This window comes from Methylophilus flavus, assembly GCF_042678905.1.
Taxonomy (GTDB): domain Bacteria; phylum Pseudomonadota; class Gammaproteobacteria; order Burkholderiales; family Methylophilaceae; genus Methylophilus; species Methylophilus flavus.
The window spans coordinates 1,030,973-1,044,110 of record NZ_JBHTLN010000001.1; the positions used below are offsets into that span (position 1 = coordinate 1,030,973).

General features: G+C 46.5%; 18 protein-coding genes. All 18 read right to left on the minus strand.

The window, feature by feature from the left end; genetic code table 11:
• Window positions 1–537 carry a hypothetical protein gene (locus ACFQ2T_RS04915; protein ID WP_379031284.1) on the minus strand — a complete coding sequence of 179 codons (537 nt, stop codon included), beginning with the start codon at window positions 535–537 and terminating at the stop codon, window positions 1–3.
• Between the two features lie 60 nt (window positions 538–597).
• Entirely contained in the window at window positions 598–1,656 is a 1,059-nt protein-coding gene (locus tag ACFQ2T_RS04920; RefSeq protein WP_379031287.1) for a phage major capsid protein, read from the minus strand.
• A 104-nt stretch (window positions 1,657–1,760) separates the two neighbouring features.
• Window positions 1,761–2,843, minus strand: coding sequence for a hypothetical protein (locus ACFQ2T_RS04925; RefSeq protein ID WP_379031290.1), 1,083 nt, complete (start codon window positions 2,841–2,843; stop codon window positions 1,761–1,763).
• 122 nt (window positions 2,844–2,965) lie between these two features.
• On the minus strand, window positions 2,966–3,154 hold the full coding sequence (locus ACFQ2T_RS04930) for a hypothetical protein (protein WP_379031293.1): 189 nt from the start codon (window positions 3,152–3,154) through the stop codon (window positions 2,966–2,968).
• Window positions 3,155–3,162: 8 nt separating this feature from the next.
• Window positions 3,163–4,695: a hypothetical protein gene (locus tag ACFQ2T_RS04935; protein ID WP_379031296.1), complete on the minus strand. Its 1,533-nt coding sequence runs from the start codon at window positions 4,693–4,695 to the stop codon at window positions 3,163–3,165.
• Entirely contained in the window at window positions 4,692–5,321 is a 630-nt protein-coding gene (locus tag ACFQ2T_RS04940; protein ID WP_379031299.1) for a hypothetical protein, read from the minus strand. Before ACFQ2T_RS04940 ends, ACFQ2T_RS04935 begins: the two co-directional genes overlap by 4 nt.
• Entirely contained in the window at window positions 5,314–7,335 is a 2,022-nt protein-coding gene (locus ACFQ2T_RS04945) for a hypothetical protein (protein ID WP_379031302.1), read from the minus strand. The genes ACFQ2T_RS04940 and ACFQ2T_RS04945 overlap by 8 nt, the downstream gene beginning before the upstream one ends.
• Before the next feature lie 2 nt (window positions 7,336–7,337).
• On the minus strand, window positions 7,338–7,652 hold the full coding sequence (locus ACFQ2T_RS04950) for a hypothetical protein (protein WP_379031305.1): 315 nt from the start codon (window positions 7,650–7,652) through the stop codon (window positions 7,338–7,340).
• A gap of 79 nt (window positions 7,653–7,731) precedes the next feature.
• The gene (locus tag ACFQ2T_RS04955) at window positions 7,732–9,186 is read right to left on the minus strand and encodes a hypothetical protein (RefSeq protein ID WP_379031308.1); all 1,455 of its coding nucleotides are present in this window, start codon (window positions 9,184–9,186) and stop codon (window positions 7,732–7,734) included.
• Window positions 9,183–9,740: a terminase small subunit-like protein gene (locus ACFQ2T_RS04960; RefSeq protein ID WP_379031311.1), complete on the minus strand. Its 558-nt coding sequence runs from the start codon at window positions 9,738–9,740 to the stop codon at window positions 9,183–9,185. Before ACFQ2T_RS04960 ends, ACFQ2T_RS04955 begins: the two co-directional genes overlap by 4 nt.
• Entirely contained in the window at window positions 9,737–10,030 is a 294-nt protein-coding gene (locus ACFQ2T_RS04965) for a hypothetical protein (protein WP_379031313.1), read from the minus strand. Before ACFQ2T_RS04965 ends, ACFQ2T_RS04960 begins: the two co-directional genes overlap by 4 nt.
• Window positions 10,014–10,358 carry a hypothetical protein gene (locus ACFQ2T_RS04970; RefSeq protein WP_379031316.1) on the minus strand — a complete coding sequence of 115 codons (345 nt, stop codon included), beginning with the start codon at window positions 10,356–10,358 and terminating at the stop codon, window positions 10,014–10,016. Before ACFQ2T_RS04970 ends, ACFQ2T_RS04965 begins: the two co-directional genes overlap by 17 nt.
• A gap of 220 nt (window positions 10,359–10,578) precedes the next feature.
• Window positions 10,579–10,854: a hypothetical protein gene (locus ACFQ2T_RS04975; RefSeq protein WP_379031318.1), complete on the minus strand. Its 276-nt coding sequence runs from the start codon at window positions 10,852–10,854 to the stop codon at window positions 10,579–10,581.
• A gap of 11 nt (window positions 10,855–10,865) precedes the next feature.
• The gene (locus tag ACFQ2T_RS04980) at window positions 10,866–11,099 is read right to left on the minus strand and encodes a hypothetical protein (RefSeq protein WP_379031320.1); all 234 of its coding nucleotides are present in this window, start codon (window positions 11,097–11,099) and stop codon (window positions 10,866–10,868) included.
• Between the two features lie 104 nt (window positions 11,100–11,203).
• Window positions 11,204–11,524 carry a DUF7693 family protein gene (locus ACFQ2T_RS04985; RefSeq protein ID WP_379031323.1) on the minus strand — a complete coding sequence of 107 codons (321 nt, stop codon included), beginning with the start codon at window positions 11,522–11,524 and terminating at the stop codon, window positions 11,204–11,206.
• Window positions 11,524–11,814 (minus strand): Ref family recombination enhancement nuclease, encoded by a 291-nt coding sequence (locus ACFQ2T_RS04990; RefSeq protein ID WP_379031326.1) that lies wholly within the window; start codon window positions 11,812–11,814, stop codon window positions 11,524–11,526. Before ACFQ2T_RS04990 ends, ACFQ2T_RS04985 begins: the two co-directional genes overlap by 1 nt.
• Window positions 11,811–12,503 (minus strand): DNA methyltransferase, encoded by a 693-nt coding sequence (locus tag ACFQ2T_RS04995; protein ID WP_379031329.1) that lies wholly within the window; start codon window positions 12,501–12,503, stop codon window positions 11,811–11,813. Before ACFQ2T_RS04995 ends, ACFQ2T_RS04990 begins: the two co-directional genes overlap by 4 nt.
• A complete protein-coding gene (locus ACFQ2T_RS05000; protein WP_379031331.1) occupies window positions 12,500–12,991 on the minus strand; it encodes a DUF1367 family protein in 492 nt (163 codons plus the stop codon). Before ACFQ2T_RS05000 ends, ACFQ2T_RS04995 begins: the two co-directional genes overlap by 4 nt.
• Between the last annotated feature and the right edge of the window lie 147 nt (window positions 12,992–13,138).

Genomic DNA, 13,138 nt, shown 5'->3' on the forward strand with positions numbered 1-13,138 from the left:
TTATGACTGTGCCTTGGCAATTTCAGATTCAAGAGTAGCGATATCCCACTCATTTTGAACTTCGATGTTCAAAGATTCAGCTTTCTCGACCAATGCTTTGATTTTGTCGGCTTCTTCTTCTTCGATTTTCTCTTTCAGCTTATCAACGCCGAATAGATGAGGTGATTTAATGCCCAGACCTTTGGCTTTCTCGACCAGTTCATCCTTCTCGGAATCGTCGCCACTATCTTTTGGCGTTTGTGTGCTGACAGTTGTTTTCTTGCCTTTGAAAGATGCAACGAATTCATCAACATCACCCAGGGCAGTGAAAACTGGATTTGGGCGCTGTTCATTACCGATGTACAAACCTTCAAGGCGCGCATATTCATCATGTGGGTCAAACTCACCACTTGCCACCGGTGGCGTATCTTCTGTTTCAACAATGGCATCACTACCATGCAGGGCTTTCAGCACTTCAACTTCATGCGGATAAACTACCAGAGGCGTTTTTTCATTCTCTGACCGGCGAAGCAGTGCAATTACATAAGGTTGTTTCATGTTGGATTTCTCCTGGTTGTAAAAACGGTTAGAGCGGGCATTACACCCGCTCTTATTTGGTTAGGCGATTGCCAATACTGCGTTAGAGTTACGTTTACCAACACCAATGCCCCATTTTGCAGTCATTGCAAAGTGATAGGTGTATTGGTCAATTGGACGACCTGGATAGCGCATTTTCATGAAATCTTCTTTAGCTGCGCGCAATACAACGCCAGTGTCAGCAGCTTGGTTCAGGTTCAGGAAGTAGCAGCGTTTTGTCCAAGGGATTGTTGGTGCAGACAAACCGAAGTTGGTGTCAAAGTCAGGCACATAAGTCAATGGAATGCCATCAAATTTGATTGTGTCTGTCGCCATATCGATGTTCAGTTTTGAACCACCGCCATATGTGATCTGAGTAACGTTTGCAGCGATCACAGCGTTGCGCAGAGCATCGTAGAATGCAGAGCCAACAAAGATATGTGTAAAACGACCTTTACGACGGATGATGTCGCGTTTTGATTGCTCCATTGCATCTAACAGCACTGCAAGAGTGGTGCCCAAGCCTGTACGGGCAATGTTCTGCCAGTAAGCGTTAGAAGCCGGGATGCCACCGATTGTGCCGGATGATGGTGTAGTTGAAACCAATGCGTCAATGCCTGGCACTGCGTCGGCATACTGAGAGCCATCCAACCACAAAGCAGCGTGGATGAAGTCTTTTGCGCCTTCTTCCAATGCCATGAACTGTGATTCCAGCATATTGGTCAACTGAATGACTTCTGACTTGGTTGCAGTGGACTTGCCGATATCATCATTCACTTTGATGCCGTTGCGGAACAGTTCATCTTCGTTCAGCACAAATCCATCATGGAAGTTAGTGTGATTGTATTTCGCCAACTCGTTAGGGTTGCGGCTGTTGTAAGTAACCTTACCGTTGCCAGAGTAGTATTGACCGTTACCGTCATTGGCTTTAAAGACGTTGATAGTCCAGCCATCAGGGCCGGAAACCAGGTCTTTTGCTTTAGGCACAAGAATATCCAGCAAAGGACGTTCAACGTTGATTTGGTCAATCGGCTTGTTTTTGCCATACGCGGTGATGGCGGTTTTAGAGATTTTGGCGATTTCGCCAGCGTTCAAAGGCATAGTAATACTCCAATCGTAAATTGAGGGGTCATTTCACGGTTGGGCGACTACCATTACAGCCCTGCGCGGTGGCGAAATCCGCTAACAGCCGGTACAACAAAGCGTTAAAAGTCCATTCCCATTTCTTGCAATGCAGCTTCCTGCATATTTGCGGGTTGTCTATTACCGCTCATGTGGCCATTGCCACGTAAAGGCGTTGCCTGGCGCGTATTCACTGCTGCACCAGCCATTGCTTTTTTAATTGCTTTGTATTGCATTTCTATAGCTACCGGCCATTGGCTTGGGTGCATCTTTTCGCGTATCTCAGCGATTGATTCCTGCAATTCTGGCAACACTGCCGAAAAGTCAGGATCTGTTTTGCGCCAGTTATCTTCCATTTTCACAACCTGATCAACGGCATCATTAATCACTTGCTGGCTTTGTTGCGCTGATTGAGTCTGCTCAACCTGGCGCTGGTTATCTCTGTTTGCGCGGTTTTGCAGATTACGTGCGCGCGCCACCTCTATTGCTGTAGCCTCATCAATCTCAAGGTTGTCAACCTTCTGCTGCAAGTCAGGATGATCATTGATAATCGAACCGCCAACTTGCACAGGCTTTCCATGCAGGTCTTGAAACTGTTTTAACTGAGCGTTGATAATCTCAGAGAATTGATTTACATCACCAGATGCAAGAACCTGTCTGTATTGCGAGAATTCAACTAGGTCACTTGCAGCAGCTTCATCAGAAAATCCAAGCTGGCGCAGTGAGTCAAACGATTCTCTGTAGCGCTGGTTTTCCTGAGTTAATGTCTCAACCTTTGCCGTGGCAGTCTTATAACCTTCAGTAATCTTTTGAAACCGGTCCTGGGTGCTTTGCTTTGCGCCTTCAAGTGGTTTCAGGTCATCTTCAGTGATAACCTTTGCAGCTTCAGCAGCTTTTTCGGCCTCGGCCTGTTTAGCAGCTTCCGCTTCTGCAATTTGTTCTGGTGTTTCACCAGCTAGTTGTTCTTCTTCTGGCTTTACTTCACCAGTGCCATCATCTTCGGTTTGTATTGCTTCCCAGGCAGACTCACCAACATCTTCAACTACCGCTTCTTCAACTCCGTCAGCCCCCGTATCAGAATCGCTTGATTGATCACCTCCACCTTCGGCTGGATCAACGGCATACATAGTCAGAAAAGAAAACAGGAAGCAAAGCAATTTATTCATGTGGTCGGCACCTTAGTTGTTTACACGTGCCATGAATTTACAACATCGCATATTTTTCCATGCGATATTGGTATTGCATGGGCAAAGAAAAACCCGCCGAAGCGGGCAGAAGTGATTTTGCTTTAGACCTTGGTTATTTCTGATTCTTTAACATTAAACCAGTCATTGATAGAGTAATAAATCTCATCATCTTCATGCCGTTCATGACTTGAGCAAGAGCACGGAGAGACATCAACCTCTGAAATGATCAGTTCATCACTTCGGCCTTCCATTTTCACATTATCACCTACTTTGAATTTTGGAGTTTTCATGGTTTTTCCTAAAGAGCCGCTGACCAGCGGACAGATTCATTAACAGCAATGGCTGTACCCGCTAAATCACGTAAACCAACAGTGATATTTGTTTCATCTACAGCCGATACAAATGCCTGTCTGTTAGCAACCGTCTGTTTGATCTCAACTTTTGAAGGTGCAAATGGCAAACCATGAGGAATCAGTGTGCCATTCTGTGCTTGTGCTACACCACCAACAGGGCTCTTTGCGTAAGAGTAGTCAATCAAGTCAGCAACCATTGTTCTGTTCGCTGGCGTGTTGTTGATGTAATGTGCCGCCTTACCTACAATCTTCCCGTTAATTGTGGGGCCAAATATGGCGGTATAACCAACGCTTGTCAGAACCGGAGATTGCAAAGGGAGAAACTCTGAAATCATGCTGTGGTTTAACCCATCAGAATCAGAGACAGGAATAATTGCGCGCTCAACACCAGTCTGTGTCAGCCCGCCCTGAACGCCCGTATAAAAGATTGGGTGCTTGCTATCTTTTCTGGTCCTTGTAACCATGCCATTGACTGCGCCACCTTGTGACGAGGTACCACGATAACGAGTGGCTACAGCTGGTGCGCCAAGTTTACGATAGCCCATTTTTGGGTACACCCATTGGCGTTTAGGCTCTACAGTGTCAGGGGTGAATACAATAGCCTTCGGCGTAATTAGTGGGCAAATCCATTGCTGTGTCTGCGACTGATTTGGTGCAGCATTAGTCCAGTTCTTTGGTAGAGGCAGCTTGATCCAGTCAGACCCGTTTAATCCTGTCCAGGCTTTTAACCCGTCCATATATACGATCATTGTGTTACCTAGCCCGGCAATATCCTTCCCATTGCCGTTTCCGTCGCCATAGCAAATCCAATAACGATCCCAATCCTCATCATATCCAACCCCGTGAATATGAACTGTTGCTGGATATTGAAAACCTTGCGTGGCTCCGTATTCGTAAATGTCGAATATCAGAGTAGCCACATTTGTGTTGTAGTTATAACTCCATACACGGCGGGCCTTTCTCACGTCAGCAGCTTGGTTGCCTGCGCCGCCTGTTGTCTGGGTGCCTTCCTCTGAAAACATCATGACGCCATTCTTACCGAATGCAGAATCATGAAAGCAGTAATGCGGGGCTATTTTCCCTCCGATGGTTGTATGCACCAACTCCCATGTGGCAGTCAGCCTGCCAACACCAAAATTCCATCCGGTTGATTGATAGACCAGGCTTAAATTTGTACCTGTTGGATTTGTTGTTTCATCACAGGAAGCCAATGCTTCGCCGTTAGGCAACTCAATGAAGTTCCGAAGCTGAGACCCATTCACAACAGGGAAAGTAAATATGTCCGTCCATGTCGGCGTTGATAGCGTGTCAACGTTGGTGCTGAAACTAAGGGTAGAAGTAGATGTTAGGTTTCTACCGTAAAAGGTCACCATATCAGCACTTAGCTTTAATGGCTCATTAACTGCATTGATGTATGCAATATTTTTGAGGCCGAACCCGTTATTCTGAGGCGCCACAATTGGGCCTTTTGTAATCATAATGAAAACCTTTCTGTCACTACAGCATATTGATCAGCAACAACCCCATTTTGGGCTTGCTTTAAAAACACTTGTCTACGCTCATAAGGAAGGTCCAATTGCTCGCCTGGGGCAACTGTTTCAAACACAGAAAATGAGCCGTTTGCATCTAGAACATTGTCAGAATCTTTTAAACCTATCCGCAAAGTGACTGTATTAGTTGGCGGATTGATAATTGTGATTCCGTCCCTGTTTTCGTTTTGATAGCAGATCCGAAAGGCTGCTGTGGTTGCTGTGTTGTCTTGAAAAGCATAATGGCGCTGGGTTACATCTATGAATTTATCCGATGCGCTTAGCGAGTTTGCAACCTTGCTAGATGGATCAGTGGCTACAACAATTTCCTCGCCGTTTTCATCGTAGAGAATGCCATCTCCTACACCAGCAACGCCATTAATATTCCCATTTGCTATTTGGGCCGCACTCAATGCTTCGTTAAGGTATGCGTTTTTGTAATTAACCAACACAGCCGAACCTTCAACAAGCAATGTATTAGCATTGCCGTCACTAAGAGCGTTCCCCATCCAGTCAGCATAAATGCCACGATTCAGATTGAGGCTATTTTCTCGTACGATGTGGATATTAGGCATTTACTACTCCCTCTTTCATGACTTCAAGCGACTGGTTATCGGCCTGCTGTTGTTTAATATCGACTTCTTGCTGATCAATGCTGCGATCCGCCTTCAATTGCTCGTTTTCCTGCGTGACAGCTTCAAGTTGCTTTTTCATTTCTTCCATCTTCTGAATTACTTCAGGCGGCAGTTCCGGTTCATTCTCAACATCGTTGCCTTCTTCATCAGTCAGGCCGAGGATGTTTTTCACGTCCAGCTTTTCGTCAAAGCGCTTGAATGTTTCATCCAGCAAGGCAATAACAACGCTTTCAAGCTGTGTGTTGTTTTCTTTTTTCGCTGTGATAAGCGTATCGAGTGCTGTTTGAATCTGTGGCAGCAATTGAATCCATTGATCACGCTCACGCATCTTGTTAGGCTTGGAAGTTGATCCGGCGCGAATGGTGATGTTCACTAGCTCGAATAAGTCTTGCTTGGTAAGTGTTGGCCATACGCTATTTGCTCCGAATCGCTTCTTAATTGTGGCTTCCGGCACATTCTGAAGCAGTAATTGCGCTGCATATGTGGAAATGTCAGATAGCCAATCCTCAACTACATCCAATGACTCACTGGCGCGCCCTTGTTGGCCGCTGGCAGCGATTTCCGCCTCTGTAGCTGTCTTGGCCTCACGAATTGCACCAACTGCGGCATCCTGGGTGTTACCAACGCGCTCCATATCGTACAAAACGCCGCTTGGGTCATACATTGATGGGTTGTAAGGTATTTCAGGCAGGCTAACCATCTGATTAGCGAAGATGGCAGGGTCAATACTGTCAGCAGTAACGCCAATCACATCAGTGGTGATATCTCGCGCATTGATTTTGCCGATTTCTTCATCCGTAATGCCAGCCGCCTTGTTGAAAACCCGGACCGGTATATTCTTGCGACGATGCTCTTTTGCATTCGTGCGCATAGTGTTGTATTCGTCCTGCAACTCGATCAATTGCTCGACAAATGAACGTGGATATTTGACGCCTTCTACCCGGCGAAGCTGTAGCCCAAAGAACGGATACCATTTAGCACCTAATGCAGTAGGTTGATATGGTGGCCGGATGTACTCTTTGGCACCTTCGCACAGCGTGTACACGGTTAAATCGGCCAGTGACCACACTTCATAGACGATGATCATCTTATCGTCGTTGTCGTAATCTTTGTTTTCGTCCTTGGTGTCATCTTCCTGATCAAGAACGTAGGTATTCACGCCAGTTGGCGGTTTTTTCTTAAAGAGTCGCTTAAACTCTCCAATAGTCATCTTGATTTTGTGTGCAATGGCCGATGCCTGGTCAAACTCATCAATGTCACGCACACTTGCATCCAGGACGATTAAATCATCAGCCCGCAATACATCTGCTACAAGCCCCTCGGCAGCAACTACTTCAACTTGATTCTCAAGCGCCATGACCTGCTGCTGCAATTCAAATAGCTTGGAGGTATTTTCAGCGCATTCCTGGCCATCCGGATCTGTTTCTTCCAATAGCAGGTTTATGCGTTCAATATTGTCCTGCGTATCGTTGATGCGATTGCGAATAATCGGGTCGTCACGATAATCAACCTGGTAAATGAGCTTTACGAAGCCGACAGTAGACGTTAGCGCACCGCGTACAGCAGCTTTACCACGCGTTTTCAGCTTGGCATCCTTAACCAGGAAGATATTTAAGGCATTTTCAAGTGTCTTGGCAAACTTCTTGATTGTCGGATAGCCGGTAGTGTCTAGCCGCTCATCGACTTCTACCGCAATCTCAGGTGCGCGCGCATAGATAGAAGGTTGAATAGCCTCCAGCATAGAGCCAACCAGATTGACGCGGACAAGGCCCTTCTCGCCATCCTCTTCTGGATCGCCATTTGCATATTTGCGCGCTTCTTTCCAACCATTCGCCCGGTCTTTGAGTTGCTTATCAAAGGCTTTGATGCGTTTAAGCAGCCGGGCGCAATGGTCTTGCTCATGCTTTTTTTCAGGGCTAACCGGCCCCTTATGATCATTTACCTCCTCGAGCATTATTAACCGCCGATGTCAGAGAGGATGCGACCTTGTACAGAGCCTGATGCGTAAGCGGTAGTAACGATGCGGAAGAATTGAGCCAGGGTTATTACTTGTGAATTCAAGCCACCTGCAGTTGTCACCCATGGTGTGCCGGCATCAACCCATGTAGAGCCATCAACCGATGTTTGACTTTTGACAGTGCCACTGAATGCGCCAACCGGTGCATATAAGTCAACCACAACCTGCATGCCAGGCAGAAAGCCTGCTTCTTGAGTGTTGATAGTCGCGCCGTTTACAGCAGAACTCAGAATCGCGGTTTGTTTCTGTTTCATGATTAATCTCCAATAGAGCGTTTAAGGAAAAACGTGTATTGGCAGATTAACTGAGCGGTCTCTATTCCATGCGATATAGCTAAGACCGATATTTTGACTTTTCTTTTTGCTCCGTGGTGCGGCTGTAAACCCAGCCGATAGTGCCTGGCTCTGGCTCTTTCTTGCGTTCTTTGCTGGTTTTCAACATAGGTCGACTCATGCAGGCATAGCGCCAATCATCTGCTGGGTGATCCTCCATGTCGCTGTCCAAATCTTCGGGTTTATTCTCATCGTGCTGCAGCAGTGGAATTGTCCTGATCGAGTCGATACAGGTATTGAAGCAATAAATCATAGGCTGATCATCAATGCCAACCATGCGCTGCCGCATCTGATCCCAGCCATTTATGCGTGAGTTGTCAGCTTTGCGAAATTTAGCGCCTACCTTGACCATTCGCTCAGCCACACTTGGGCCGCCATCAACTTTCCAACATGACGGATCTGCTACGCCATAAGATATATCCTCACCCTTCTCGCGCTTTACGATGCCATTACCTACTTCTTCGGCAGATAACTTCAAGCCAACGTTATACTCGCCCTCTTTCATTCCGTACCATTCACGGTAACGAACAATCGCACCCTTTGGAATATGCAGGCCGCCATCACTGATTGCCCACCATCCATTGCTAAATGGCCGCGCAGAGCCCCAGTCGAATGATCTAAACCGTGTCCAGGTGCGAGGTATTGCAAACGGGGGAATGATGATATTGCTATTCCAGCAGTCAAAGAATGCTCCGGCAACAACATTCCAATCCCCTTCAAGCCAGGCTTTAACAAGTTCTGCGCTACCGGATGCTTTAATCAGCGCGATATATTGCTTGTCGTCTCGCAGGTATTGATTGTCTTTTAGCTTCGATGGTATGAAAACACGCATCAATCCAGTAGTTTTGTCCAGGTATGGCGTATAAGGTGGCGCGCAATCAATAAATCTCTGTTTAACCCATAGATGACCTTTGCCGCCCGGGTTGCCAGATGAACGAATGCGCTTTGGCACCCCCTGAATACGCAAGCATGCTTTCAGCTTGTCATAAGCCGTAGGTGTTGCGTGATTGGTTAACTCATCAAAGCCAATCCATGCATATTGATGGCCTTGGTAGTTTTCAGCGTCCTTATCGCTTTTAAGGTAGCGCATCTTGAGCGTTTCACCGCCCGGAAAGTACCAGCAATTTGAGAACGGGAACTCAGCAGAGGATTGAACCTTGTACACGCCGCCGTATGCAGGGAATATCTCAGAAGCCCTGATCTGCAACTCTTCCAGTTCAAGGTATGTTTTACGGAAGATAATGCCGCGCCATAATCCACGATAACCGACACCGACGCCTTGCAGGTAATCGCCAAGCAGGAAGTCGGACTTACCACCGCCGCGAGCACCACCAAAGAATAGCTCATCACACCATGCGGCCAGAATTGCCGACGATTGCGGCCCTCTTTGCGGCTCCCAAAGTTTGCGTACAGCTTTCTCAGCCCACTTTAAGTTGTGGTCATCGACTACAATCATTTAGGCAGATCAATTCCGTGCGCTTTGAGCCACTCTTCTTTTGGCAATTGCGGTGCTGCACTGGTATTTTTAAATATATGCTCACCCTGTTCACCAGGGCCGGACAATTCAACTTTATCGCCGTATTTCTTAGGATTCCACTTTGCCAGCAGTTTCAAGCGAGTTTCAATCCGCAACTTTGACCTCTGTACATGCTCACCGTTTAATTTCCAGCCTACGATTTCACCCTCTTTGGACTTATTTTCCATCCAGTCATTCGTGCCATCGTCAGCGATCTGCATGGTTTCTTCAGCAATAGCATCGTGTCCATCTTCACGGGCGCGCGCGAAGCGTGTAGATAAGTGCTTTGATGCACTCCTAACCTCCTCATCATTACTTTGCAATAGCTTGTTATCCTCATCAATCCAATTATAAATAGTCTTGTAAGTTGGCATGCCTTCACTACGGCAAATCTGCCTTAATGGCTCACCGTCAGCTATTCTTTCGCAGACTGTTTGGAATAGTTCATCCGTGAACTTAGATGGAATGCCTCTAGCTTTCTTAGTCACAGTCATAATCCCCTCTCTAATTCAGCCGCGGCGCGGACGATGGCACGTCGGGTTGCTTCCACATCTCCTTGATTTATGATCCCGTAGGTAAATCCTAAATTGACAGCCAACCTCAGCGCATCCCCATCATCAGATAGTGGATTCCATAATGAATCGCCGCCCCGGTCATTGCGAATAACAACCCCCCCTGCTTTACTCTCGCCAGGCTGCGCAACCATGGCATCAACTTCACCGACAATGGCATACCGAGCCGCCTTTGCCGCAAGTAGTAACAGTTCTTTATCTGATGCGTTCATCATCACCCCTTCGCTGCACGTCAAGTTGCCGCATAAATTCCTCTGTCATTGCATCAACAATATGATTCCTAATCAAATTTTTAATATGCGCCGGTGAATCATGCTCCAATTCCCTGCTGTCGATTGCATATCCAACAACATCTTTACCTTTATATGAAACAAAAAAGTGTTGGCGGCGCAATTCATTTTCTTTACCTACATGAAATTTTAAAATTGAAGCAGTGTGCAACTTCATTTCATTAAGTGAAGGCACTATTGTTGCCGGCCCTACGGCTGTGATTGGTGCCATAACTGGAGCTAGTTTTATTTCATTTAAGTGATAGTTCAATGCCATCCTCATGACAGGTTTTAGCAAAATTGAATATTCCCCCAACCCATCTTTGATACCTTCAATAATGCTTTCTAACGCATCAGCCTTTTTCTGATTGGAATCCCTGGCTGATTTTAATTGCTCAATGTGGGATTGTTTTTAGAAAATCTCCGCTTCTTTGGCTTCTAAGGCTTCACGCATTCGGCGCTTCTGATTTCTTCCAAATCGTCTACTCATATCAAACCTCCTCAACCATAGATTCAATCACCGTATAAACGCCCAGTATCTTCTGCACTTCAATCTTCTTGAACATGTGCACCTTGTTGTGGCCGTCTATGCGGGAATAGCTCATCTTTACCTGGCCCCTGTTGTAAAAGTCGACCAAGTGCTTCAAAGCAGTTCTCACAGGCAATTCAGCCCTCAGAGCTATTGCGGCGACCGGCTGCCAAGTAGGAAGCATCTGATTCCATATCAGTTGCTTTTGCTCGTATTCAATTTGCGCATCAGTGGTCATATATCTCCCTGCTACTGACTAAATGTAATTTCAACTGCCCCGCCTTTGAATGGCTCACCTCGGGCAAGTTGATATGTAAAATGGGTGTCGTCTATTCCGATTGCATCCGCTATGCCGTCGATCAAGGCCTTGCAGCGTGCGAAAGCATTGTCCAGGTCATAGCGTGCCTTTGTTGCTGGCCTGAATACGATGGAAAGCATCACCGGCTTATCGGTGGCTACCTTCACCTGATTAACCCTCGTCATGTAGTGAGCGTCTTGGCGAACCTGCTTTTTTCGCTTGGCAATCTCTGACCAGTGAGCCCTAGCATTTGGGCTTAGTACGTTTGGCGGGTATGGGTAGATGACTTTCATGACACGTAGACCATATCTTCAAGCTTTGCCATTTCAGCATCTGTCAAATCATTGAATGGGCATCCAATAAGCTCATCGGTGCACCAATCATCAAATTCTGCGATTCTTCCATCCGGAGCGGTAACCTTGTCAACATAGTCAAGCTCATCACAGTCATTGAAAAATATAAATGTCCAATCACCGATAGTGAACTCAAAGTTTCCGCAATATCCCTCTTGCCACTTGCCTTTGCCGGCTACCGAAACAAGGGGCAATTCCCCCGAGATAGCTTTTCGCAAAATGTCAGCCGCTTCTTTCATGCTAATAGCTGGATTCACTATGCTGCCTCCTTCAATAACCCATTAACCTGAAACCATAGTTCACGCTCTGTGCCGAATTTAGCTTCGAAGGCAAGTTTGCCAGCGTGGAATGCAACACCATGGCCGCCATTTCTGTGATGGTCTGGGCAAAGTGGAATCACGTTGTAGTGGTTACTTCTCTGCCCGGCGCCGACGCCATATCTCAAATGATGAATTTCCGCGGGACAGTTTGGATAACCTAAATTCAAACAGACTATGCAACCTAGCCCGGCAACGCGATTAAGGTGATTCTTTTCGGCTTTGGTCATGCGAATAGCCTTTCCTGCTTCAATTCTTGTGCAATCCATTCACAGGATTTTTCGAACATGCTTTTATCTTTTTCACATGCAACAAGTTCAAAACCAAAGTTATTGCAGGCAATAGCATGGCTACCGCTTCCCAAATGAGAATCGAATATTTTCTGGCCAGCTTTGGCATAATTAGCAAGGCAGTACTCATAAAGCTGGATCGGCTTCTGTGTTGGGTGAATGCGCGTTTGATTCAAACGCTTATTGCCCTGGTACCCTTGAATCATCCCATGCCAGCGATAGCGGAATATCCGTGCTGCAGTCTTGAATGACGTGTAAGCCAGCTCAACATCCGCGAAGCTGCTTTCTCCGTTGTCCTTATCCCATACCAACCAAGCTGGGCTAGATGATTTCAATTCGTCTGCAAAGTGGTTGGCACCCCAAATTATTTGGTTTTTTGAAATGCGCTTCAATTCATTGAAGTACTCGGCGTCCGGTACCTCCCATGATTCCAAGCTGTCATAGTGCTTTCCACGCGGCACACCAAGATTTGAATAGCCTTTGCCGTAATAGCCTGATTTATTCGGACCTTCAAAATAAGGCGGGTCAACGATGGCTAAATCAAAATAGTTATCTGGTACCGTGCGCATGAAATCTTTGCACGGCATGTTGTGCAAAGTGGCTAACCCTATTTGAACCGGCTGAATCATGCGAACCTCATAATCTGCTCAATAATCGAATCGACATCCGCCCTGCCCTTGTAATTGCTGAATACCTTATCTAGCAGTACATTCATGACGGCGCTGTAAACCATTTCAAATTCATCGTTTTCCATCTTGGCAAAGCTGATGCTCTGGGCTTCAAGTTTCATGTTTCCGTCAAGGTCGAATGTCTGCTCGTAAAATCCGGCCAGAATAGTCACCTCTTTGCGGAAGTGGTCGAAGTTCTTTGCGACTGGCATGCCGCGATATTGCTTATGCTTGCGGCCAGGCTCCCAGTGGTCAAAGCCAAGATTCAGCAATGCAAAAAACTTGCGATGGTATTTTGAGTTGCGCGGCAATTTCGCTTCAATCTCTATCACCTCGCCTGGCTCTGCATTGGCAAGACGTGAACGGAAGCGGTTATAGGCTACTTGGTCGCGGTCACTCATACCTTTGAGTTTGCCGTCAGGTAACTTAACCAAATGTATTTCGCTCATCTCTTCTTCCTCTTCTCAAATTGCCGCATAACTTCAGCCTTCAATAAATCAACGTCATGGCGGTTGTTTGTTTCGATTGCCTCCAGCCTCATACGCGGGCCGATGTAGCAATCTATTACCCATCTTGCATAACAGCTAATACAGCTG

Excerpts from the sequence above, each read along its gene's own strand:
- ACFQ2T_RS04975 (WP_379031318.1), bottom strand. The coding sequence starts at position 10,854 with ATGACCACTGATGCGCAAATTGAATACGAGCAAAAGCAACTGATATGG.
- ACFQ2T_RS04920 (WP_379031287.1), bottom strand. The coding sequence starts at position 1,656 with ATGCCTTTGAACGCTGGCGAAATCGCCAAAATCTCTAAAACCGCCATC.
- ACFQ2T_RS04965 (WP_379031313.1), bottom strand. The coding sequence starts at position 10,030 with ATGAACGCATCAGATAAAGAACTGTTACTACTTGCGGCAAAGGCGGCT.
- ACFQ2T_RS04915 (WP_379031284.1), bottom strand. The coding sequence starts at position 537 with ATGAAACAACCTTATGTAATTGCACTGCTTCGCCGGTCAGAGAATGAA.
- ACFQ2T_RS04960 (WP_379031311.1), bottom strand. The coding sequence starts at position 9,740 with ATGACTGTGACTAAGAAAGCTAGAGGCATTCCATCTAAGTTCACGGAT.
- ACFQ2T_RS04940 (WP_379031299.1), bottom strand. The coding sequence starts at position 5,321 with ATGCCTAATATCCACATCGTACGAGAAAATAGCCTCAATCTGAATCGT.
- ACFQ2T_RS04980 (WP_379031320.1), bottom strand. The coding sequence starts at position 11,099 with ATGACGAGGGTTAATCAGGTGAAGGTAGCCACCGATAAGCCGGTGATG.
- ACFQ2T_RS04950 (WP_379031305.1), bottom strand. The coding sequence starts at position 7,652 with ATGAAACAGAAACAAACCGCGATTCTGAGTTCTGCTGTAAACGGCGCG.
- ACFQ2T_RS04945 (WP_379031302.1), bottom strand. The coding sequence starts at position 7,335 with ATGCTCGAGGAGGTAAATGATCATAAGGGGCCGGTTAGCCCTGAAAAA.
- ACFQ2T_RS04990 (WP_379031326.1), bottom strand. The coding sequence starts at position 11,814 with ATGACCAAAGCCGAAAAGAATCACCTTAATCGCGTTGCCGGGCTAGGT.
- ACFQ2T_RS04930 (WP_379031293.1), bottom strand. The coding sequence starts at position 3,154 with ATGAAAACTCCAAAATTCAAAGTAGGTGATAATGTGAAAATGGAAGGC.
- ACFQ2T_RS04955 (WP_379031308.1), bottom strand. The coding sequence starts at position 9,186 with ATGATTGTAGTCGATGACCACAACTTAAAGTGGGCTGAGAAAGCTGTA.
- ACFQ2T_RS04995 (WP_379031329.1), bottom strand. The coding sequence starts at position 12,503 with ATGATTCAGCCGGTTCAAATAGGGTTAGCCACTTTGCACAACATGCCG.
- ACFQ2T_RS05000 (WP_379031331.1), bottom strand. The coding sequence starts at position 12,991 with ATGAGCGAAATACATTTGGTTAAGTTACCTGACGGCAAACTCAAAGGT.
- ACFQ2T_RS04925 (WP_379031290.1), bottom strand. The coding sequence starts at position 2,843 with ATGAATAAATTGCTTTGCTTCCTGTTTTCTTTTCTGACTATGTATGCC.
- ACFQ2T_RS04935 (WP_379031296.1), bottom strand. The coding sequence starts at position 4,695 with ATGATTACAAAAGGCCCAATTGTGGCGCCTCAGAATAACGGGTTCGGC.